The sequence below is a fragment of the Serratia sp. DD3 genome (genome assembly GCF_000496755.2).
This window is the reverse complement of record NZ_AYKS02000074.1, coordinates 1-22,340: the sequence shown is the minus strand read 5'-3', so window position 1 is coordinate 22,340 and position 22,340 is coordinate 1. Positions and strand designations below refer to the sequence as shown.

At 44.7% G+C, this 22,340-nt stretch carries 21 protein-coding genes; 18 read left to right on the top strand and 3 right to left on the bottom strand.

Features of this window, described 5'->3' with window-relative positions; translation table 11 throughout:
* Positions 1-64 precede the first annotated feature (64 nt).
* Genes mtnN through IO95_RS14565 form a run of 3 tightly spaced genes read left to right on the top strand, consistent with a single transcriptional unit; the run spans position 65 to position 2,200 of the window.
* Entirely contained in the window at positions 65-766 is a 702-nt protein-coding gene (gene mtnN / locus IO95_RS14575) for a 5'-methylthioadenosine/S-adenosylhomocysteine nucleosidase (protein ID WP_023489844.1), read from the top strand.
* A 1-nt stretch (position 767) separates the two neighbouring features.
* Positions 768-1,574, top strand: coding sequence for a vitamin B12 ABC transporter substrate-binding protein BtuF (btuF, locus tag IO95_RS14570; protein ID WP_037385950.1), 807 nt, complete (start codon positions 768-770; stop codon positions 1,572-1,574).
* Positions 1,574-2,200, top strand: a complete 627-nt coding sequence (locus IO95_RS14565) for a TRIC cation channel family protein (RefSeq protein ID WP_023489846.1) — start codon at positions 1,574-1,576, stop codon at positions 2,198-2,200. Before btuF ends, IO95_RS14565 begins: the two co-directional genes overlap by 1 nt.
* A 177-nt stretch (positions 2,201-2,377) precedes the next feature.
* On the opposite strand, the gene erpA is transcribed toward IO95_RS14565, so the two are convergent.
* Positions 2,378-2,722 carry an iron-sulfur cluster insertion protein ErpA gene (gene erpA, locus IO95_RS14560; RefSeq protein ID WP_023489847.1) on the bottom strand — a complete coding sequence of 115 codons (345 nt, stop codon included), beginning with the start codon at positions 2,720-2,722 and terminating at the stop codon, positions 2,378-2,380.
* A gap of 432 nt (positions 2,723-3,154) precedes the next feature.
* Between erpA and hemL the strand changes: the two genes are divergently transcribed.
* Positions 3,155-4,444 (top strand): glutamate-1-semialdehyde 2,1-aminomutase, encoded by a 1,290-nt coding sequence (gene hemL / locus IO95_RS14550; RefSeq protein WP_023489848.1) that lies wholly within the window; start codon positions 3,155-3,157, stop codon positions 4,442-4,444.
* Positions 4,445-4,506: 62 nt separating this feature from the next.
* Here hemL and ampE read toward each other — a convergent pair whose 3' ends face one another.
* Positions 4,507-5,361, bottom strand: a complete 855-nt coding sequence (ampE, locus tag IO95_RS14545; protein WP_023489849.1) for a beta-lactamase regulator AmpE — start codon at positions 5,359-5,361, stop codon at positions 4,507-4,509.
* Positions 5,362-6,644: 1,283 nt separating this feature from the next.
* Here ampE and nadC point away from each other — a divergent pair.
* The 13 genes from nadC to IO95_RS14480 all read left to right on the top strand — a co-directional run bounded on the left by nadC (position 6,645) and on the right by IO95_RS14480 (position 20,342).
* Complete coding sequence (nadC, locus tag IO95_RS14540; protein WP_023489850.1) at positions 6,645-7,535, top strand: carboxylating nicotinate-nucleotide diphosphorylase; 891 nt, start codon at positions 6,645-6,647, stop codon at positions 7,533-7,535.
* 343 nt (positions 7,536-7,878) lie between these two features.
* Entirely contained in the window at positions 7,879-8,316 is a 438-nt protein-coding gene (gene ppdD, locus IO95_RS14535) for a prepilin peptidase-dependent pilin (protein WP_023489851.1), read from the top strand.
* A gap of 10 nt (positions 8,317-8,326) precedes the next feature.
* A complete protein-coding gene (gspE, locus tag IO95_RS14530) occupies positions 8,327-9,763 on the top strand; it encodes a type II secretion system protein GspE (RefSeq protein ID WP_023489852.1) in 1,437 nt (478 codons plus the stop codon).
* The gene (gene hofC / locus IO95_RS14525; RefSeq protein WP_023489853.1) at positions 9,760-10,959 is read left to right on the top strand and encodes a protein transport protein HofC; all 1,200 of its coding nucleotides are present in this window, start codon (positions 9,760-9,762) and stop codon (positions 10,957-10,959) included. The genes gspE and hofC overlap by 4 nt, the downstream gene beginning before the upstream one ends.
* Positions 10,960-11,558: 599 nt before the next feature.
* Entirely contained in the window at positions 11,559-12,107 is a 549-nt protein-coding gene (locus IO95_RS14520; RefSeq protein WP_023489854.1) for a fimbrial protein, read from the top strand.
* A 159-nt stretch (positions 12,108-12,266) separates the two neighbouring features.
* A complete protein-coding gene (locus IO95_RS14515; protein WP_051791247.1) occupies positions 12,267-12,839 on the top strand; it encodes a fimbrial protein in 573 nt (190 codons plus the stop codon).
* 257 nt (positions 12,840-13,096) lie between these two features.
* Complete coding sequence (locus IO95_RS14510) at positions 13,097-15,601, top strand: fimbria/pilus outer membrane usher protein (protein ID WP_037385911.1); 2,505 nt, start codon at positions 13,097-13,099, stop codon at positions 15,599-15,601.
* Positions 15,602-15,687: 86 nt separating this feature from the next.
* Complete coding sequence (locus IO95_RS14505; protein ID WP_037385909.1) at positions 15,688-16,419, top strand: molecular chaperone; 732 nt, start codon at positions 15,688-15,690, stop codon at positions 16,417-16,419.
* A 270-nt stretch (positions 16,420-16,689) separates the two neighbouring features.
* The gene (locus tag IO95_RS14500) at positions 16,690-17,262 is read left to right on the top strand and encodes a fimbrial protein (protein WP_235186775.1); all 573 of its coding nucleotides are present in this window, start codon (positions 16,690-16,692) and stop codon (positions 17,260-17,262) included.
* Positions 17,263-17,274: 12 nt separating this feature from the next.
* Positions 17,275-17,820: a fimbrial protein gene (locus tag IO95_RS14495; protein WP_023491265.1), complete on the top strand. Its 546-nt coding sequence runs from the start codon at positions 17,275-17,277 to the stop codon at positions 17,818-17,820.
* Between the two features lie 141 nt (positions 17,821-17,961).
* The gene (locus tag IO95_RS14490) at positions 17,962-18,516 is read left to right on the top strand and encodes a fimbrial protein (protein ID WP_023491264.1); all 555 of its coding nucleotides are present in this window, start codon (positions 17,962-17,964) and stop codon (positions 18,514-18,516) included.
* A 541-nt stretch (positions 18,517-19,057) separates the two neighbouring features.
* Positions 19,058-19,825, top strand: a complete 768-nt coding sequence (locus tag IO95_RS14485; RefSeq protein ID WP_037385903.1) for a winged helix-turn-helix domain-containing protein — start codon at positions 19,058-19,060, stop codon at positions 19,823-19,825.
* Between the two features lie 4 nt (positions 19,826-19,829).
* Positions 19,830-20,342 carry a hypothetical protein gene (locus IO95_RS14480; RefSeq protein WP_037385902.1) on the top strand — a complete coding sequence of 171 codons (513 nt, stop codon included), beginning with the start codon at positions 19,830-19,832 and terminating at the stop codon, positions 20,340-20,342.
* A 93-nt stretch (positions 20,343-20,435) separates the two neighbouring features.
* Here IO95_RS14480 and IO95_RS23575 read toward each other — a convergent pair whose 3' ends face one another.
* Positions 20,436-20,855, bottom strand: coding sequence for a helix-turn-helix domain-containing protein (locus IO95_RS23575; protein ID WP_023492924.1), 420 nt, complete (start codon positions 20,853-20,855; stop codon positions 20,436-20,438).
* Positions 20,856-21,725: 870 nt separating this feature from the next.
* Here IO95_RS23575 and IO95_RS14470 point away from each other — a divergent pair.
* Positions 21,726-22,124, top strand: a complete 399-nt coding sequence (locus IO95_RS14470) for a helix-turn-helix domain-containing protein (RefSeq protein ID WP_037385900.1) — start codon at positions 21,726-21,728, stop codon at positions 22,122-22,124.
* Positions 22,125-22,340 lie beyond the last annotated feature (216 nt).

The following is a 22,340-nucleotide window of genomic DNA, read 5'->3' as shown; positions in this document are numbered from 1 at the left end:
TCTCTCGCTGCGAGCCATGATAAACTATGGCACAATTTCCATACCCTATCAGTGAGAGTGAGTGATGAAAGTAGGCATTATCGGTGCAATGGAGCAAGAAGTGGCATTACTGCGCGAGCAGATTGTTAACCGCCAGACGATTCAACGTGCAGGTTGTGAAATCTATACCGGTCAAATCAATGGTGTTGACGTGGCGTTGCTCAAGTCCGGCATTGGTAAAGTCGCTGCAGCATTGGGGACCACTTTACTGCTGGAACACTGCAAACCTGACGTCGTCATCAATACCGGTTCCGCCGGTGGCCTGGCCCCTACTCTGAACGTGGGCGATATCGTAGTCTCTGAAGAGGTACGCTATCACGATGTCGATGTGACTGCCTTTGGTTATCAACCCGGTCAAATGGCCTGTTGCCCTGCGGCGTTTATTGCCAACGAGGCGTTGATCGCCCTGGCTGAAAGCTGCATCGAACAACTCGATCTGCATGCCGTGCGGGGTTTGATTTGCAGTGGTGATGCTTTCATTAACGGAGCCGAACCCTTGGCGCGGATCCGTGCCCATTTCCCAACTGTTGCCGCTGTTGAGATGGAGGCAGCGGCTATTGCCCATGTCTGCCACTTGTTCTCAACACCGTTTGTCGTAGTTCGTGCTATTTCTGATGTTGCTGACCAGCAGTCACATATCAGCTTCGACGAATTCCTGCTGGTAGCAGCCAAACAGTCTTCGCTGATCGTCAATGCCATGCTGCAAACGCTGGGCAAACGTGATTAATGTGAAAGCGCGTTTCTCCATCCTGTTATGCTGGCTGGTTTGCTGGGCAGTGCTACCCATTCATGCTGCTCAGCGTGTTATCAGCCTGGCACCCAGCACCACTGAACTCGCTTATGCGGCGGGCATGGGTGATACCTTGCTGGCTGTCAGTGCCTATTCCGATTACCCCCCAGAAGCCCAAAAACTGGAACAGGTAGCTTCTTGGCAAGGGGTCAATGTCGAACGGGTGTTGGCGTTAAAGCCGGACTTGATCCTGGCATGGCGTGGCAGTACTCCCCAGCGGGTACTGGATCAATTCGCCGCTTTCGGCATCCCTATTTTCTATGCAGATGCAAAAAATATTGATGACATCGCTCACTCGCTGGATGCCCTGGCCCAGTACAGCCCTCATCCACAGCTGGCCCATCAAGCAGCACAAGCAATCCGCCAGCAAGTCGCAGAACTGAAAGCCCGCTATGCCAATAATCCTTCCCCTCGGGTGTTGTTGCAATTCGGTACCCAGCCATTGTTCACCAGTTCTGCGGCTACACTGCAAAGTCAGGTGCTCTCTTTATGTGGTGCAGAGAATATCTTTGCAGATAGCCGAGTCCCTTGGCCACAAATCAGCCGTGAGCAGGTACTGGTGAGAAAACCACAAGCCATCGTCATTAGCGGTAGCCCACAGCAAATCGCCAATGTGAAAGCTTTTTGGGCCCCACAATTGGCCGTGCCGGTTATCGCGTTAGATGAAGATTGGTTTAGCCGCGCCGGACCACGCATCGTATTGGCGGCGCAATCGTTATGTAGTCAATTGGCGGAGATTCACTGATGATAGGGTATAACCTGATGTTATGGTTAGATATTCTTGGCACTGCGGTGTTCGCTATCTCGGGAGTATTACTGGCCGGTAAGCTGCGGATGGATCCTTTTGGCGTGTTGGTGCTGGGGGTGGTAACGGCCATCGGCGGCGGAACAATCCGTGATATGGCATTAGCTAATGGCCCGGTGTTCTGGGTAAAAGATCCTACCGATCTGATAGTGGCCATGCTCACCTGTGTGTTGACGCTACTACTGGTACGTCAGCCACGCCGATTACCTAAGTGGATCCTGCCAGTACTGGACGCCATCGGCCTGGCCGTGTTTGTCGGCATTGGCGTCAATAAAGCCTTCGATGCGGGTAGTGGGCCATTAGTGGCTGTCTGCATGGGCGTTATCACTGGCGTTGGTGGCGGTATCATCCGCGATGTGCTGGCACGTGAAATTCCAATGATCCTGCGTACAGAAGTCTATGCCACCGCCTGTATTATTGGCGGAACAGTGCACGCCGCCACGTTCTATATCCTTGGTATCTCGCTGCAACAGGCGATGATGCTAGGTATGGTGATTACTCTGGGGATCCGCCTGGCAGCAATTCGTTGGCATTTGAAATTACCGGCATTTGTTCTCGAACAGTAGTTATCGAACAATAGTCCTGCAGTTACCTCTTGGTCTGCGAACGCCCCCATAGATGGCCTACCGGTGTTCATTCAAGCTGCGAAATCGTTGCCTGCAACTTGAATGAACCTGGGGGCAAACCCCTGGGGCGCCACCGTAACCCCAGCATTCGGGTTGTGTTGTAGAGCAAACATAACATCAAATACTGAATGAGGAGCCACAACCACAAGTGGTTTTAGCATTGGGATTAACCACGACAAAGCGGGAACCTTCCAGCCCCTCGGTATAATCCACTGCCCCACCCACCAGATATTGCAGACTCATCGGGTCAACCACCAACTCAACCCCTTGCATTTCAATCGTGGCATCCCCTTCATTGACCTTATCGTCAAAGGTGAAACCATACTGGAATCCACTGCAACCACCACCGGTAATGTAAACCCGCAACTTAAGGTTTGGATTCTCTTCATCAGCAATCAGGTCTTTTACCTTATTTGCTGCTGCCTCAGTAAATTTCAGGGGCAGTGCTGCTTCATCGCTCATACTCTTTACTCCCAACCATGTTCTGCATCAGGGATGCCAAGGATACCTGATCAATATCTTCAATTATCGCTACCTGTCGCCATTCAAGCGTCAAGGTTGTCGGCTACAACTCGATAAACCTGAGTATAATACCTGAGTGTTGCATTCAAGTATTCACTAATTTGTCGCATTCTATCTCGCTGTTTCCCCCAACTATCGTCCTCCGCCCTTGCCACCATGATAAGAACAGGGATTTTATCCTGACGCATAAACAGGCGAACTTTGTCACAACGTCTCAAACGTGGTTTCGTTGTTACTGGAGATTGCAGCGGAAATTCAGACATAATGAGTTATTCATTATCGATGTGAAAAATAGTACCCATACCTAAGCCAACTATTCTATACAATAACCGGGTCAAATCATCCAAATATAAACTCAGGAGCAAGTTGTTTATGAGCCTACACAGTAAGTCCGAAAGTCTGTACGCCCAGGCGCAACAGTTAATCCCAGGTGGAGTTAACTCCCCAGTGCGTGCATTCACCGGTGTAGGTGGTACCCCGCTGTTTATCGCACATGCTGATGGCGCTTATCTGTTTGATGTCGACGGTAAAGCTTATATCGATTATGTCGGTTCCTGGGGGCCAATGGTATTAGGCCACAACCATCCCGCTATCCGTAACGCCGTCATCGAAGCAGCACAACGTGGCTTGAGCTTCGGTGCCCCCACGGAAATGGAAGTCAAAATGGCGGAATTGGTCACCAATCTGGTACCAACGATGGATATGGTTCGTATGGTGAACTCTGGCACTGAAGCGACCATGAGCGCCATCCGACTGGCTCGTGGCTATACCCACCGTGACAAAATCATCAAGTTTGAAGGCTGTTACCATGGGCACGCCGACTGCCTGCTGGTAAAAGCGGGATCCGGCGCGTTAACCTTGGGTCAACCCAATTCACCAGGTGTACCTGCAGACTTTGCCAAGCACACCTTAACCTGCACCTATAACGACCTCGATTCTGTACGTCGCGCATTTGAACAATATCCGGCCGAGATTGCCTGTATCATCGTTGAACCAGTCGCTGGCAATATGAACTGTATTCCGCCGTTGCCTGAGTTTCTACCCGGTTTGCGCGCGTTATGTGACCAATATGGTGCACTATTGATTATTGATGAGGTGATGACTGGTTTCCGTGTCGCACTCGCCGGGGCGCAAGCTTACTATGAGGTGGAACCGGACCTGACCTGCCTGGGCAAGATTATTGGTGGGGGAATGCCAGTAGGTGCTTTTGGTGGCCGCCGAGAGGTGATGGAGGCGTTAGCCCCTACAGGGCCGGTGTATCAGGCCGGTACATTGTCGGGTAACCCGATTGCTATGGCCGCTGGTTTCGCCTGCCTGAACGAGGTAGCACAAGTGGGTGTTCACCAGACACTGACCGAATTAACCACCAAGTTGGCAGAAGGCCTGTTGCACGCAGCAAAAGATCAGAATATCCCATTAGTTGTCAATCACGTGGGGGGCATGTTTGGTCTGTTCTTTACCGATGCGCCAAGCGTCACCTGCTATCAGGATGTGATGAAGTGCGATGTCGAGCGCTTTAAACACTTTTTCCACCTGATGCTGGATGAAGGGGTTTATCTGGCCCCCTCAGCCTTTGAAGCCGGGTTTATGTCTATTGCCCATAGTGATGAAGACATCCAGCGCACCATCGATGCTGCTCGCCGTTGTTTCGCCAAACTGTAATCCTCTTACGGGCGCATAGCGCCCGTCATTTCTGCATGCTGACAAGATCTTGTTGCCAATCCTCACAGCAATGCGCCGTAAATTGTCAGCAACGCCACCACAACCACCACAAACAGTGTGACCTTGCGCGCTAACAACACGGCTGCACGCGGTGTCTGTACGGGATCGGTATGAGGTTCGCGCGCCAGTGAAAACTGCGCCAAACGCGTCAATACTTGATACTGTGAAGTGTGACGGTCCCACAACGAAGCAAACCACGCAGGCAATGCCTTTTCACCGTGCCCCAACAAGGCATAAACCACCCCCGCCAGACGTACCGGGATCCAATCCAGGCAATGTAGTAAGGACTCTATCCCCGCCTGAGAACGCTCCAGTGGCGAATGATGGCGGGCCAACCAGGTTTGATAAGCCCGCAGAAATGCATATCCCGCCAAGGCGATTGGCCCATAAGGCCCGCACACCACAAACCAGAACAGCGGTGCCAGATAATAACGGTAGTTAATCCATAACAAGGCATTCTGTAGTTCACGCAGGCGCTCTTCTACGCTCCCATTCACAGGCAAACCATGAATCAGTGACAACTCTTCCGCCATCTGATCACTGGCATGGCTATCTCCTTGCTGCGCAGCCTGCAGATAGGCTCGATAATGTTGACGTATCGCCCCGGCCCCCACACACAACAGGCCAATCGCTATCCACAACAGTAATGAAACGACGCCAAACAGCAGGCCCCGTAACAGCCATAAGATAGCCCATACTAAAGCCATCCAGGCCAAGGTCATCACCAGCGTCCGCAACAAGGAGAAACGATGCTGACGCTGAAACACTACGTCAAGATAGTGATCCAATTGCCAGTGCTCACCCTGTTTAAATAGACGTTCCCACGCCAAAACCAGTAATAGCGTAAATAGCGTCATCAGCTCATCCTCACCTTGTCTCGGTTAAATTCTCATTACTCTGCAAGTTTCGAGCAGAGGATACCTATATTACCCTCTTCACTTAACGCCAACCTGCCACCCAAGTGAACTTGAGTATAATGCTTGCTGTGGTACTTACTCTAACAACAGAGTAGCATGATTCTGAAAAATGAATTTAATAAATTGATATTAAAGGGATTTAACTCAAAAGCATCCAAATTTATGGGGTCAGTTCAATGTCGGGGCTTTTCTTTGGGGATAAAAAAGCAATCCACATATGGCCATGAACTGATAGTCCAAATTGTAATCGCTGGATAGGCGAGCTAATTTGCTACGGGGGATTATCAGTAATGCGGAATGTTAAAGGCCACCAGTCAACAACCCCGGTGGCCTTATCTACGTTTCCGTCACTCTTAATTGCAGAATGCGCGGATCAACTCTAGAAACGCGAGTAACGCTCTTAGAGTGATGATTGCAATATCAATAAATGCTTTCATCCGTTTGCTCCATATTGCAGGAGCACGATATACCGATCATAGCCCTTACACTGCCTGTCCGACCGGTTCCCGTCATGTGTTAATTGATTGGGATCGCACACCTTCGCCTGGGCTCCGAATCAGCACCACCTGTATTCAGACAGGACTTAAACAATGAACCGAAAATCATTGTCAGCTCAGGGGGGTTACCCTGGCGGCTTATGGAGGCGACACAACTAACAGTGGAGGATTATAAGTGGATTTTTACCATTTCAATCTGTTAACTGGAATGCAAAACCAAAGACGAAAAAAAACCCAACTGGTGAGGTCGGGTTCTTTTCATTGCTACCACGCGCTATAAGCGGCGCGATCCCAATCAACTAACATATCTAGTTTAATACCTGTGGACAGTAATCACAACCCCGAGACCTAACGCAATAGATACCGGAGAGCTAAATCTGTCCCAATGGGCTTTCCGTGGTTCCATTTTGTCTGGTCAGAATCCTGACGGTACAGCAATCCTTTCTAGATCCTTTACACAATAAATTGCAAACTCGCCGCTTGTTACCTATCAGCCGGAAACCCACGCCCCCCCTAGCTGTTACATCAATCGTCCGTAACCAATATCAAGACCATTAGGCCATAGAAGACCCACGTATTATCCACACCCTGGCAATAGTTAGCACTTTTTAGTGTCACCTTTCCTTTCTAACCTATTGATATTAATGATAACGACCCGCTGGCGCAGGGCCAAAAAACAGAGTAGCATGAGCATTTGCTATCCTTCTGCCGATTTCGGAGTTTTCTATGCCGACACGCCGCTACAGTGCCGACAGCCGTCGTTCCTTGCTTTTTCAACGTATTAACAGCGATATTCCCGCTACCGTCGCCCAGGCATTGCGTGAAGATTTGGGTGGAGTTATCGATGCCGAGCGCGATATCACCGCACAACTGTTACCTGCCGATAAACAGGCCGAAGCCACCGTTATCACCCGTGAAGCGGGCATCTTTTGTGGTCGTCGCTGGCTGGAAGAGGTGTTTGTCCAATTAGGTGGGCAGGTCAATATCATCTGGCTGGTAGAAGATGGCGATCTACTGATCGCCAACCAACCTTTATGCCAATTGACTGGTCCAGCACGAATATTGCTGACCGGCGAACGTACCGCCTTGAACTTTGTACAAACACTTTCTGGTGTCGCAACTACCACGCACCATTATGTAAAACTGTTGCAAGGTACACAAACCCGCCTGTTGGATACGCGGAAAACATTACCGGGCCTGCGCAGCGCACTGAAATATGCGGTGTTATGTGGTGGGGGCAACAATCATCGGTTGGGTCTCTCGGATGCTTTTCTGATCAAGGAAAACCACATTATCGCCTGTGGCTCAATTAAGAATGCAATAGAACAAGCCTTCTCGCTGCACGCAGATGTTCCGGTGGAAGTAGAAGTGGAATCGTTGGACGAACTTCAACAGGCGCTGGATGCCGGGGCTGATATCGTTATGCTGGACAATTTCAGCATTGAAATGATGCGTGAAGCAGTCGCGCTAGCACAAGGGCGTATACAACTGGAAATTTCTGGCAACGTCACAGAAAAAACATTGCGCCTGTTCGCCGAAACCGGTGTGGATTACATATCCGTGGGCGCATTAACCAAACATGTTACCGCACTTGATCTCTCGATGAGATTTAAATAATTTCCGGCTTCTTCAACGCTCATCATGACTCTAGCTCATTGAAAGTTAGGATAATATTGACATCTCGTTGTACAGCAAGGGTGCCCCTTTAGATGAGGTCCAGAAATGGGCCTCGTAATCTAGCCCCCGGCAACTGGCATAGCTCAGACTTAACTGGCTCAGCGATAACCTAAAGAGCACCTGGGCTGGTTTCTGGGTTGTGAAACACCGCGCATTCTTTTTCAACAATCGGTAATACCACCTTATTGTGCTGGATAGGCTGCGCATAATAACCATTCCCCTCTCGCTACCTATCAATTACCGTTTTAACGTTGTCTTCCAATAACTACGGAGGACACAACTGATGGAAAAACAACAGGGTTTTACACTCATCGAACTTATGGTGGTGATCGCCATTATCGCCATACTCAGTGCAATTGGCATTCCAGCCTATCAGCGTTATATCCAGAAAGCGGCCATGACAGACATGCTGCAGACTATGGCACCCTATAAAATGGCCGTCGAATTATGCGCTCTTGAAGGTGGCGGCCTGACCGGGTGCGATGAAGGCAAGAAGGGGATCCCTACCGGAACTGCATCACGTTATATCAGCCGTATTCAGGTGCAACAGGGGGTAATTAATCTCGTTGGTTCTCAGAGTTTGCAAGGGCTGACGGCCACACTGACACCGGCTATCACTTCAACCGGCTCACTACAATGGACACGCCAATGCAACAGTGAAAACAGCAATTTGCTGGAGGCGTGTCAGGAAGTTCTGCGCTTTGATAATACCCGTGAATGAGGGCTGAGTTATGGAAATCAATAGCGAAATCCACGCGTTATGCCAGCATTATCAGGCCTTGGCACTCAGTGAAGATGAACAGAGACTGACTGTCGCCCTGCATGGTGAGATCCCATCCGCGCTGGTGCAGGCTCTACGCTTCGCTACCGGTAAAAACATTGAAATTGAACAATGGCCCCTCGCCCGACTGGAGCAGACACAACACACATGGTCCTCCAATTCCCCGCTACCACTGCCGGAACACAGTGGGGAACCTGCCGCCTCACTTAATGACACCAGTGAGACACCAGCCATACAATTTATTAATCAAACTCTACGTAGCGCAATACAGCGACGTGCCTCTGATGTGCATTTTGAACCCTACCCGCAAGCATTTCGCGTCAGGTTGAGAATCGATGGTGTTTTACAGGTTATTGCTTCAGCGCCCATCCTATTGGCAGCACAGGTTATCGCCAGATTGAAGGTGATGGGGCAACTGGATATAGCAGAACGCCGTCTGCCACAAGATGGCCAACTTAATGTACAACTGGACAACAGTAGCTTTTCAATGCGTATCTCCACCTTGCCAACACTACATGGCGAAAAAGTGGTGTTGAGGATCTTGCAAACAGACCGCCAGGAATTACCTCTCGAACAGCTCGGTATGAGTCAGGAAGCCCTTGGCTTTTTTGCCCATGCCCTGTCCCATCCGCAAGGGATGATCCTGGTAACTGGCCCCACTGGCAGCGGTAAAACCGTGACACTCTATAGCGCCCTACGCCAATTAAATGACACGCAGAGTAACTTGTGCAGTGTGGAGGACCCCATTGAAATCCCGGTATTTGGCATCAACCAGACACAAGTCAACAGCAAAACCGATCTCGATTTCGCGCGTGTATTGCGAGCGTTGTTACGGCAGGACCCTGATGTCATCATGATCGGCGAAATCCGTGACCAAGAAACCGCCGAAATCGCCGTAAAAGCCGCGCAAACAGGGCATTTAGTTCTCTCAACTCTCCATACTAATTCTACTTGTGAAACCTTGACGCGCCTGACCCAAATGGGGATACCGGGTTATCTACTGGCTGCCAGCTTGAAGCTGGTGATTGCCCAACGCTTGGTGCGCCGCTTATGCTCACATTGTCGCCATCCGCAAACCGATAGTATCCATTTCCCGGCAACGATCAGATCCGCTCCTCTTATTCCTTGGTGTGCTACTGGTTGCGAACACTGTTTTGGCGGATATTACGGCCGTATTGGTATCTATGAATTACTCAATATCACGCCAGAAGTGCAAAATGCCCTGATGCACAATGCCTCGGTAATACAACTAGCGGAGATCGCCCAGCAACAAGGGCAAATCACACTACTGCAAGCTGGCCTGGCATTGGTTGAGCAAGGCATCACCTCACTGGAAGAAATATATCGCGTAGTTGGCGTACTCACCTCCCCAGAGAGCGCAGCATGACTGGGCGACGTCTCTATCGTTGGCAAGCGATTGACAGCCATGGGGTAATACAACACGGCGAATTTATGGCTACCGGAAAGCACCAAGTGTATCAGCAACTGCTGGCACAAAATCTGCAGCCATACCAAGTCAGTGCGGGTCAGCGAGTTCCTGCCAAACAATGGCATGGCGAACCGATGATCCAGTTTACCCGCCAATTGGCAACCTTGTTACAAGCAGGGTTGCCGTTGGTCAATAGCCTGCGCTTGTTAGCTGTGGAGCATCAATCTGCAGCCTGGCGCTGTCTGCTAACAGAAATAAGCGATAAAGTGGCGGCCGGACAACCTTTATCTACCGTCCTCGCAGAGCAGCACAATATTTTCCCCTTAATCTATCACCAACTTATCGCTATCGGTGAAATGACCGGAAACCTGGATCATTGTTGCCTGCAACTGGCAAAACAGCAGGAAATTCAGCAAAAATTGCACAAAAAAGTCATGAAAGCGCTGCGTTATCCACTGTTTATCTGCTTGATTGCCCTGCTGGTCAGCATCCTGATGCTGGTTATGGTGCTACCAGAATTCGCTAAAGTGTACCAATCCTTTGATGCTCCCCTTCCCTGGTTTACTCAAGGGTTACTGTCACTCTCTGATTTACTGGTTGATGTCGGGCCTTATCTACTCAGTATGCTGGTGGGGATCATCGGGTTTTATCTGCGCCGACTACATCCATTGACACAGTGGCAGCGGCGGGAACAAGCGCTTTTATTACGTGTTCCATTGATTTCATCCTTGATCAAGGGGAACTACCTGAGCCAGATATTTCATATTCTGGCAATGACACAACAAGCAGGGCTAACCCTGATTGCTGGTCTGAATGCTGCGATGTTGTCAGTAAACAATATATTCTACCGTCAAGCGCTGGAATCTATTGAACAACAACTCAGTCAGGGGACGCCTTTTCATCGTGCACTCGCACAACAACCGTTATTCCCTTCTTTATGCCAGCAGTTAGTTCGTGTAGGTGAAGAATCCGGTACGTTAGATACCCTGCTAGGCAAACTGGCGCTTTGGCATGAACAGCAAACCCATGAACTCGCCGATACACTAGCTCAAACACTGGAACCCATGCTGCTGATGATAGTCGGCGGGATTGTCGGGGCCCTGGTTATCGCCATGTATTTACCGATCTTCCAACTAGGAAATGTTTTAGGGTAATAACCAGTCCCCCCACGCCAGGCAATATATTTATGATGAGATGATAGCTCCGTAAACGATTAATAAACACGCAACAGCCAGCTCTTTACCACCTTAATAAAACAAGAATTCTTGATTCCAATCGCCAAGATAAATATACCCACCCGCTTAGGTGATTTGTTCCAAAAACCGTCTTTCTTCACAATAATTCACTCTCCATGAAAAAACCAATCATTCAGATTTAAGTCTGATTAAAATAATAAATTCAGAACATTCCACCATAGAAGTGAATGTTTAAGATAAAGATAGATGGAAGTGAATAAAAAACACCCCGTGATGCGTGGGTTACTTTCAATAAAAAGAAACACTAGGATAAGCGCAGAAATCAGGTCAGTGTTGCCGAAAGATATCTCAACACTTTTTTTAAACTGATTATTTTTAAATGCACATTTTTCAATGGGGATACCTCTATGGAATCCCCATTGGAAAACACGTTATTAGCTTGGCTTTTGGTTAATAAAAGATGTGTTTTAACTCACTTGGCGTGGAGATGTATAGTATGGAAAACCATACTAACTTCAGGAATAAAATATCATCTATATTATAAGGAAATGTTGTAAATGAAACTGTCTAAAATTGCATTAGCTACTGGCATCTTGACCCTCTCATTAACTGCACTGACCGCTCAGGCAGCCGATCAGGGTTCAGGAACCGTACAGTTTAAAGGTACCGTTATCGATGCGCCTTGCGGTATTACCTCTGATTCTGCCGATCAAGTCGTTGATTTTGGTCAACTGAACTTGGCAAACCTGAAAGCGGGTGGTGTTTCTCCCACCAAAAACTTCAAGATAGAATTGATTAACTGCGATATCACCAGCTTCGTTCAGGGTGGAAAAAATGGCACAGTAACAGTCAGTTTTACCGGTGGAACAGTACAGGGTAAACCAGCTATGTTGGGTACAACTGGCGGTACGGGTGTGGGTATTGTGTTGACCTCTCAACAATCCGGTGCCGAGATCTCCTTTGATGGTTCCGCCAGTGCACCGATGGTTCTGCAGGATAACTCAAACCAATTCACTTTTGGCGCAGTGGCCAAAGCGGCTGATGTTGCAACTGTAACCGCTGGTGAGTTCAATGCAACGGCTAACTTCAGCTTGGCGTATCAATAACCCCTCAAAATTATTATGAAATTTATATAATAAAGCGGGTAATATAGCTAGCTATCTCAAGGTGTAACGAGTTACGCGCTCCATGGAGGGAGCGAATAATACTTTCTTCAACTTGAAAGGGATAGATATAGGCCTACTTATATAACTATTGGCTAATCCATGCATTTAAAAACAACATTAGTATTAATCAGTTTTTGCTTGTATGGCGGTTCAAACATCGCAGCGACGGATATCCCGCTCACCAATACAGCGAGTCCGTTTATTGATGTAACAAGCAAAAATAAATTTGCCATTGGTCGGGCTACTTTTTCAGGAGTTGTTATTGCATCTGCCTGTAATCTGGCGATGGATGATAATTATCAGACCATTGATATGGGGGTCACCCCTATAAGTGAATTGCAAAGTATACCTTCACTACCAGAGAAAGTACTAAAGCTGAGAATGACCGGTTGTGAGTTAGGGAAAGATGACTATACAGGCCACTTAATCGAAATTCTCTTTGAATGGGAAAGAGTAGATATTACTAACAGTAGCGATGCCGCCACTGGCATTGACCTCAAGATACAGGATAGTAGAGGAAGTTGGGCTTCTTCTGGTATCCCATTACCGCCTCAAGTATTAGGTAAAAATGAAAAGGAGTTGGATTATAAAGTGTACTTAACTAACAGTGAAAATATTGTACATAGCGGACATTATAATTTTGCATTGAAATTCAAAGTAAATTATCAATAAATATTTATATTCGCTTGCTTTATATTCCAAGTTGCATTCAGCCAAGGGCAAGAATTGCCAAGAAATACCGTGGGCGATGGAGTCGCCATAAGCAATGATATGAATATAGTCATTTAAAGCCATGACTTTTAAGAAATCATAAAAAACCGCATCAAAGATCAAGACTCCTATAGCTCACTTTACAATCAACACCCGTCGGTTATTGGTTAGTTAAAATGATAAAAATAAATTCTTTCATCAGAAACATTACGGTTTTTATGTTTTTTTTATCATCTCAGGATAGCGCCTATGCCATTGAGTTTAATACCGATGTACTGGATACGAGCGATAGGGAAAACATTGATTTTTCGAGGTTTTCTCAAAAGGGCTATGTTCTTCCGGGAACCTATCCGCTGCAGATACAACTAAACAAACAAGCAATAACCCCCGGTAGCGTCTCGATAGAGTTTATTGAGCGAGATAAAAATGGTGAAGAAAGTGAGAATTCTGAAAAAGAACCCACGACTGTGTTACCTCAGCCCTGTCTTTCTGCTGAAATTGTAGAAAAAATGGGATTAACAGAGGTGGCATTAAAAAAGGTGACCTACTGGCATCAAGGGCAATGTGCCGATTTTAGTGCGCTAAAAGGCTTTGAGTTAAGTACCAATATGGCAGATAGTCTATTATTGGTGAATATGCCACAAATATGGTTGGAATATTCTGACCAGTCTTGGTTACCTCCTTCTCGTTGGGAAGAGGGTATCCCAGCCTTGCTGTTGGATTATAATATCAATGCCGATAGCACTAAAAATAAATCCGAAGCAAACAGAGAAAATGTAAGCTATAACGGTACAACTGGCGCAAATATTGGACCATGGCGTTTACGAGCTGATTACCAAGGTAATTACAGTAGTAATTACCGAGGCAATCAAGGTATGGGTAACCAAAACTCCTTTGATTGGAGTCGTTATTATGCCTATCGCTCATTGCCGCAATTACGCGCCATGTTAATGCTGGGAGAAAACTATCTTAGCTCAGATATTTTCAGTAGCTGGTTGTATACCGGAGCAAGCCTGACCAGCGATGACCGGATGCTCCCCCCTAAACTACGTGGCTATGCTCCACAAGTATCAGGAATTGCGGACACCAATGCCCGTGTGATTATTTCACAACAGGGAAGAGTGCTTTATGACAGTACCGTACCTGCGGGGCCATTTACCATTCAAGATCTGGACAGTTCTGTGCGGGGTCGGCTGGATGTTGAGATACTAGAACAAACGGGACAGAAGAAAACCTTTACTGTTGATACTGCCTATGTTCCTTACCTCACACGTCCAGGCCAGGTGCGCTATAAACTCTTTGGTGGGCGCTCCCGCGTGAATAATCACGAACTTGAGGGACCGGCATTTCTCAGTGGTGAAGCTTCCTGGGGGATAAGCAACAGTTGGTCCCTGTACGGGGGAGGGATAGAAGCAGGGGAATATCATGCTATCGCGCTCGGGCTTGGGCGTGACATGAACCTATTGGGCACATTATCTGCAGATGTCACACAATCTCTGGCTAACTTACCTGAGCATGGTAATAAACAAGGGAAATCATGGCGGTTTAGTTACTCCAAATTCTTTGATCAGGCGAATACCGATATCACCTTTGCTGGCTATCGTTTTTCTGAAAAAGGTTATCTGACGATGCAACAGTATCTGGATAATCGTTACCGTGATAACAGTTTCGGGCAAGAGAAAGAACAGTATACGATCACGTTAAATAAAAATTTTGAATCCTTGCAGACTTCGGTCAACCTGCAATACAGCTATCAAACCTTTTGGGATCAAGGGATTTCTAACTATTATGCATTAAATGTTAACCGCTATTTTGATATCTTTGGCTTTAAGAACGTTTCATTGGGGATGTCTGCATCACGTACCAAATATCAGACTGCCAATAATAACGCCCTATTCTTTCGATTATCAATGCCACTTGGCAGTGGGTATATTAGCTATAATGGCAGCAAAAACAATGACCGCTATACACAAACGGTAGGATATAGCTCAACCGTTAATGGGGGGCTGGATAGCTATAATGTTAATGCCGGGGTTAATTCCGGTGGTGAACAAAATGCTCAGTCACAGTTTAGTGGCTATTACACTCATAGCAGTCCGTTAGTCAGCGTCGCAGGTAATATGACCTATGTCGAAGACAACTATGTCGCGGCCGGTATTAATCTCACCGGTGGGGCAACAGTCACCACTAAAGGTGCCGCACTGCACAGTGGTGGTATCAATGGTGGTACCCGGCTCTTGGTCGATACTGATGGTATCGCGGGTGTACCCATTGATGGAAGCCGAGTTAAAACTAACCGTTGGGGAATCGGCGTAGTCAACAACATCAGCAGTTACCAACGTAACCTGACCTCAGTAGATTTGGACAAGCTACCCGATAATATGGAAGCCAAACGAACGACAGTAGAATCAGTACTAACTGAAGGTGCGGTGGGCTACAGGAAATTTGAGGTGTTAAAGGGGATACGCCTATTTGCTGTATTGCGGCTTTCAGATAATAGTTATCCGCCATTTGGTGCCAGTGTCAACAATAGTGCAGGCAGCGAACTAGGCATTGTCAGCGAAGATGGCCTAGCTTGGTTGAGTGGCATCGCCGCTGGCGAAACACTGAACGTATCTTGGGATAATAAACAGAAATGTCAGATAACTATTCCTAACGACGTCGTTGAAGGAAAACAACTGTTACTACCCTGCCGGGATATTATCACTATGCCAGCAGAATAATGGAAAGAGGAGACTTTATCACTAGTCCCTGTTTGCATCAAAATTAATCTCTATTTTGCAAGACTGAATCTTTATGTGGAGTTTTTATGTCAAAAGTATCAAGTATCACTAGCATTCTATTAATCATAGCTGGGGTGATCGCGCTAGGGCCTGCAGCCCATGCGGCAATTTCATTGGATCGTACACGGGTCGTTTTTGATGGTGGAGAAAAATCCGTTTCAGTCAACATATCTAATGATAATAGCCAGTTACCCTATCTGGCTCAAACATGGTTGGAAGATGAAAAACAAGTTAAAATAACAACTGGTCCATTGCTGGTAACACCGCCGGTACAACGTCTTGAACCGCAAGAAAAAGCAGCAATCAGGGTTATCTCGACACCAGAGATCAGTCAATTACCTCAAGACAGGGAGTCACTATTTTATTTTAACCTGCGTGAAATTCCACCAAAAAGTGAAAAAGCGAACGTGCTACAAATAGCACTACAGACCAAGATAAAATTATTCTATCGGCCAAAGTCCATTATGACTACGCCAAATACTGTCTGGCAGGATCAGTTAGTATTAAATAAAGTGGCTGATGGATACCGTATTGAAAACCCAACACCTTACTACGTTACAGTCATTGGCATGGGTAACAGTAAAAAAGAGGCTGATGAGGGTGAGTTTCAGTCAGTCATGTTAGCTCCAAAGTCTAATATGAATGTAAAATCAGGTGGTTACTCCACTCCGCATCTAACTTACATTGATGACTACGGTGGCCGCCCAGTTTTAAAATTCAGCTGTAGTGCTGCACGTTGTACCGTGCTTAAAGGGTAATGTTATCCTTTAACAGGTTGTTAACTAATGGATATTAGCGGATTGACACAAAAAAAGAAGTATTCATATTATATCAGCTGATATTAAAAGCATTGAAATAGTTGTAATAAAAGCAAAGTAGATAGCCATCAAAAGTAGAGGGGGCTTTACGTTATTACAACATAAAAACAGGTACTACTGTTTGCTCAAGTTGCTATTGGTTAGCAACCAAAATAAAAATCAGTCAGGAGGTAGACCACCAAGGGCTGCTCTGAAATCTGAATAAAATAAGTGCGCGAGGTATTTATGCAATATAGTGCAAGGGTAATAAAATTTATCATGGCTGGATTGGCTATATTGATGTTGAGCCTCTCACCTGCCCACGCCGAAAGCAATAGTCAAATGCAATTCAGCGGTGAATTATTTGATCGCCCTTGTACCATTGATAACGACAGCCTGCAGCAAGAAGTAATATTTCCTACACGACCATATCGTGATTTTTGGGTATTACCTGCCAAGACACCTAGTGTAGCGTTCGCCATTAACCTGGTTCATTGCTATGCCAGTACGTTGGGTAAACTGGTTAAAATCACATTTCGCGGAACAACTGAATCAGCATTACCTGGTTATGTCGCGGTGCAAGGCAATAATGCGGGGAAACTGGCTATCGGGATTATTGATACCGATGGGCAAACATTACTACCAATAGGTACGGTCACCGGCCAGGGTCTCTTAGTAAACAGTGATCAGGTCAGATTACCTTTTAAAGCTTTTGTTCAGGCCACATCTGAGGCTGTACAAAACAGGAGTGTTGCCCCGGGTGTTTATATGGCAACAGTACAATTTGAACTATCTTACCAATGAGTTGATATCATCATGAAACAGAAAAATATTTTGAAAAAAATGATTTATGCCAGTGCATTCTGCATATCATTTCAGGCAAGTGCTGTGGACCTGAGATTTAGCGGAACTCTGATTATCCCTAATTGCGTAGTCAATAACAATACTGATATTTCTATTGTTTTTCCATCAATGGAGATTCAAAGGGTCAGCACTATTGCCAGCCCAGGTACCAATGCAGTGACCCAAGCCATTACACTTAATTGCCCCTATAGCGTTGGTACACCTTACGTGCTGATTGGCGGTACAGTAATGACCGGGCAAGCTGCACCAAGTAATATTTTAGCCACCAACCAGACTGCATTGGGTATTGCGCTTTATCAAGGTACTGGGATTGATGCAAATAGGAGATTGCTATTGGGAGCAGGTGGTGGTGTTGGCTATGCAGCGACCAATGGTATGACAGGGACTGGCAGTAACCGTACATTTACCCTGACTGCAGCACCAGTAACGTCTGATTATACGAGACTGGCAGCAGGGACTTTTACTGCTTCGGCATCCATTGCGATTATTTACCAGTAAACGGATGCCTCAGTATACTTATTGAAGTTGCATGTGGACAACTAGGGGGGGGATCCTCTAATGAATATGTGCAACTTATTGTCTAATAAGTATAACTATTTAAATTCCTTAAAAATCAACCTGACTGGATATTGATATATCATGGAAAAAAAGTTCTGGTTTAAACTCCCTGTCAGTTTGTTTGTGATGGGGGCATCACTGCTAACTTCAGTGCCTAGCTACGCTGTAGATATCATGATTAATATCTCTGGTACTGTCTACATCCCTCCTTGTAATATTAATGGAGGTAACGCTATTTCTGTTAATTTTGGCGATATTGCTGTCGCGAATGTCAATGGGGTTAACGGTGCAAAATCGACCACCGTACCAATCAGTTGTAGCTACTACCGGGGCACCCCCTATGTTCAAGTTATAGCGACTCAACTGACTGGCGCCCCCAGTAACGTTTTACAAGCCAGTGCGGGTAGCAACCAGAACTTTGGTATCGCCTTATATATGGGAGCCTCGGTAAATAGTAGCTTTCCATTACCATTAAATGGCGCGGGCAATGGCTTTCCTATTAACCAAGGGATGACCAACATTAATAATGCCAACAGCAACTTTACCTTTACCAGTGTGCCTTATAAAAATGGGACAACCGCTTTAGCTACAGGAAATTTTAACGCAACCGCCACTATGGCGATAACCTATCAATAACTCAATTCTACGAAACGAAACTATGCCAGACCGGAATCAAGGTAATATTAGAGTAATGACGTTAACGGCTCTGGTGTTTTGACAATCATGATTAATTTATTTTAGTCAATATGATGATAAAAAATCTCCTCTAAAACCACACAGTAAAACACTCATTTTCCTAACATCGTTTACTGCCCCTGTAAAAGGCCAAAATATCGATGCATCAAATAATCACACAGTTACTAGGGTTGATTTATGCCCCTCATCGCAGATGTTTTTTATAAAAACCATTATATAACATGCGGTTATTAACATGGTTTATTTACTTGGCTAGTACAGCAGTCGAATCAGGTATATACTCTCGCGGTCTTAGACTACAGATTTTTTAGCTGTATTAGGGAGGTTTTTAGCGAGTTCTTAGACTATTGTACATTTTCTGCCCTGCGAAATGTGTGGTAACAATCTTGGACATCGTAGTTTTGAGACACATGTAGCCAAACAATTTATCTGCCTATTTTTACAGCACAGTTTGGTTTGTTCAGTAAAAAGGAGGATCGTAATGTTGGTTTTTTTCGATAATGTTATCGCTTACAACAGTCAACTCGCGTTGCTGTATAACATTAGTCAACCAGAGAAAAAAGTCACGCTCTATTCTCGCACCAATAAATGTTTAGCTTTATTAATAGAACGCCATCCCGACTTAATACCACAAAATGATTTCTTTGAAAATGTATGGGAAAATGATGGCCTTGAAATTACGGCCAATACCTTCTACCAGCACATCGCTATGCTGCGCCGAGCCTTCGAGGAAGTTGGTTTTGATCGTGAAGTTATCATCACCATTCCAAGGCGTGGGGTCAGTATATCAAATGAAATTAATTTAACCTTTAATGTTTACCCTGAAGAAGAAGTCACGCCATCAGAACCATCGGCAAGCAAGCCTGCATGGGAAAAAATAATAAATATTGCCAGGGGAAATAGCAAATATCGACTAGCGACTATTACTTTCCTATCTCTATTAACCTTCTTGGTGACATTTTTTATCACCATCTGGTTACTTAACTCTAACTCGGCTAAAAATACCAGTTTATCGCAATACCACGGTATTGGAGATATCGACAAGTGTGAAATATTTACTTTCACATCACGCACAACGCTGGATGATGTGAAAAAAGACATTATAAAAAACAATGTAAACTGTAGCCAGCCACAGAAGATATATTACTCTACACTTCCATTCTTAAATCGCACATCACTTATTGCATGTGAGACGAATTATAAAGAAAGTGATGCGTGTATTTCTTACTTTATGGCTGACTTGAGGTAATCCAATGAAATTAATGCCATTAATTATTTTACTTCTACTAGGCTCCGGTGTAGGGTTGGGATTTTTATATGATTTTCACACTCAAAAAAAAATCGAGAACATGAAGTGCCACATTATATTAAATGCTAGCTATGAAAGTGACCTTGGAGAGGAAAAAATTAATGCTGTCGTTAGCATCTCTTTTATCAAGCCAAAAGGAAATATGAATATAAATGCGATTGTAAATACAACAGATGATACAAAGTTCCCCATATCTCAACGCCTAGCCTTCTCCTACTCATCACCAAAGAATAACGAGTATGTTTTAAAAATCACAGACACAATGAATAAAAATGTCGAAGATGTGCTGCCCAAAAATCTATCTCCATTTATGCGAAGTATGATATATACCCATTTTATAAACCCCGATATTTTAACTTTTAGAATCACCCCTGAACATGATGGAAACCATCTTATTTCCAGTAATGTCATTCCCTTTGGCTATTGCAATAATAGCGAAGCCATACTTAACAAGTAAGGTTAAACTCGTTAGTTTATCTATTACAGCCAATTTCAATGATTTTTTAGATAGTGTAAAGCTGCTCACTGCCGACTTAAAATTCAACTACGGCTAACAGCCATTGCCAACGATATCATTTTCATTGATCATCGGCATACTATATAGAGGCAGAATATCCATATCCTTCACGCGATACCCCTTGCCACGAACAGTGCGGATAAAGTCATCCGCCAAGCCGAGATCCTGCAGCTTTGCCTTTAACCCCATCATTACCTGGCTCAAACGTTTATAAGAAGAAATAAGCCCACGCTTATCCCAGACTTCATCTAAAATATCATCATATAACACAATACTCTGCTTGGAGCGTTCAAGAAGAAATGCAAACAGCTTCATTGCTGTTTCCCCGAGAAAGACCGCCTCGGCAGAATAATAATTGGCTTTACGTGATGAAAATATACGCGCCACCACCATTTGTTCAACATCAACTCTAACTTCATTGTCAATAATATAACTGTGAATATAAATACTCATAATCAAACCTAACCACAAATTTTACTCGTGATCCCTCAAAGACTAATGCCTATATCTGTTGTATTTACAACAACAGAACATCAATACTATTTGCGCTATAAAACCACTATTTACGCTATAAAAACCCCGCCCCCCGATAATTCATAACCTTGTTAGATATTACTGGGGGTGGCATATCAATATTTTATTAGTCTATATGGCTAACCTATTGATGTGATTATTATCACACAAGGTATTTTATATAATATATATTTAGTTCATTAATTAAGCACAAAACACCCGCTCAATGAGAAAGAAAAAAATAACATAAAATCAATTAGTTATGTGGTTTGGATGATCTTAAAAGGCTCTTAAGTTGATTTAAAAATTTGCACTCCCCTTTATTGAGAGATTTTTACTCCTTGAGATTCCCCTTCTCCTGGGTATTTAATGGCCTTTACAATTTTCATCTGTTTAACCCTAATGACTCTTATCTCACTCATTCCATGCTGACGAGGTGTATTTCCGGTTCAATAGCTCCTTTTTGGTGTAAACATTTTTGATACCAAAAATTAACAGGACGATAACCTTAAAATTTAATTAAATTGGTGAATATAACCCACCTACCAATCACTCAAAAGGCAGGGATAAACTCCATTTTTTTTGTAAAACAAAGGTAATTATTTTACATAAGAGAATTTCCATCACCTTTACCAGATAAAGAATCACAGGGGTCAATTGTCTTTGTGGGTTTTTTTACCCGCTTCATGTTGCGATAATAGGCCCGAATTAAGATTAATCTTACCTTTATTACCACCATCATCTATTTGATTATTCAATAAATTCGATTCAATAATCATCTAATCCATGAGGAATTACTGGAGCGTCGCTATGCATAAAAATATTTATGGTTACCTTATTGGGAGTGAAATTCGTGTCGACATTGAACAAAGAACCGTTTCACGCATATATGCACTTCAAAAGCAGAACTATTATATGTCAGAAGCCGTATTTTTAAGTGAAACCTCGATGGCGTTGTTTATTTACCTACTCGAGAATGCTAAACAAACGGTTATTCCCTATGAAAATATTTTAAGTGAAGTCTGGGATAAGCGTGGGCTTATTTCATCTTACAAACGACTAAACCAGGTGACGAAGGAGTTAAGAGATAAACTAAACCAGATTGGTTTAGCAGAAGATTTTATACTGACTATACGTAGTAGAGGATATCGATTGAAAGAAGAAAGTATCACTCAACTTTATAGTGAAACCATTGTGGCAGATAGCTAACTACCCACTGAACATACTGCAGGTAGATACAGTATCAAAGATATTATACCTTGTGTAAAAACTTATTCCACGCACCATTTATAACCCGCTTTAAAATCAATCAATATACATATTGTATATTGGAATAAAATAATTTAGCAGAAAAACATTATGCCAATATATGTAACAACACAAAATAATTATTTTTTCATGGGATTATCGAGTGCCATGATGGCT

Coding starts and splice junctions, on each gene's coding strand:
- mtnN (WP_023489844.1), top strand. CDS start 65: ATGAAAGTAGGCATTATCGGTGCAATGGAGCAAGAAGTGGCATTACTG.
- IO95_RS14565 (WP_023489846.1), top strand. CDS start 1,574: ATGATAGGGTATAACCTGATGTTATGGTTAGATATTCTTGGCACTGCG.
- erpA (WP_023489847.1), bottom strand. CDS start 2,722: ATGAGCGATGAAGCAGCACTGCCCCTGAAATTTACTGAGGCAGCAGCA.
- hemL (WP_023489848.1), top strand. CDS start 3,155: ATGAGCCTACACAGTAAGTCCGAAAGTCTGTACGCCCAGGCGCAACAG.
- ampE (WP_023489849.1), bottom strand. CDS start 5,361: ATGACGCTATTTACGCTATTACTGGTTTTGGCGTGGGAACGTCTATTT.
- nadC (WP_023489850.1), top strand. CDS start 6,645: ATGCCGACACGCCGCTACAGTGCCGACAGCCGTCGTTCCTTGCTTTTT.
- ppdD (WP_023489851.1), top strand. CDS start 7,879: ATGGAAAAACAACAGGGTTTTACACTCATCGAACTTATGGTGGTGATC.
- gspE (WP_023489852.1), top strand. CDS start 8,327: ATGGAAATCAATAGCGAAATCCACGCGTTATGCCAGCATTATCAGGCC.
- hofC (WP_023489853.1), top strand. CDS start 9,760: ATGACTGGGCGACGTCTCTATCGTTGGCAAGCGATTGACAGCCATGGG.
- IO95_RS14520 (WP_023489854.1), top strand. CDS start 11,559: ATGAAACTGTCTAAAATTGCATTAGCTACTGGCATCTTGACCCTCTCA.
- IO95_RS14515 (WP_051791247.1), top strand. CDS start 12,267: ATGCATTTAAAAACAACATTAGTATTAATCAGTTTTTGCTTGTATGGC.
- IO95_RS14510 (WP_037385911.1), top strand. CDS start 13,097: ATGTTTTTTTTATCATCTCAGGATAGCGCCTATGCCATTGAGTTTAAT.
- IO95_RS14505 (WP_037385909.1), top strand. CDS start 15,688: ATGTCAAAAGTATCAAGTATCACTAGCATTCTATTAATCATAGCTGGG.
- IO95_RS14495 (WP_023491265.1), top strand. CDS start 17,275: ATGAAACAGAAAAATATTTTGAAAAAAATGATTTATGCCAGTGCATTC.
- IO95_RS14490 (WP_023491264.1), top strand. CDS start 17,962: ATGGAAAAAAAGTTCTGGTTTAAACTCCCTGTCAGTTTGTTTGTGATG.
- IO95_RS14485 (WP_037385903.1), top strand. CDS start 19,058: ATGTTGGTTTTTTTCGATAATGTTATCGCTTACAACAGTCAACTCGCG.
- IO95_RS14480 (WP_037385902.1), top strand. CDS start 19,830: ATGAAATTAATGCCATTAATTATTTTACTTCTACTAGGCTCCGGTGTA.
- IO95_RS23575 (WP_023492924.1), bottom strand. CDS start 20,855: ATGAGTATTTATATTCACAGTTATATTATTGACAATGAAGTTAGAGTT.
- IO95_RS14470 (WP_037385900.1), top strand. CDS start 21,726: ATGCATAAAAATATTTATGGTTACCTTATTGGGAGTGAAATTCGTGTC.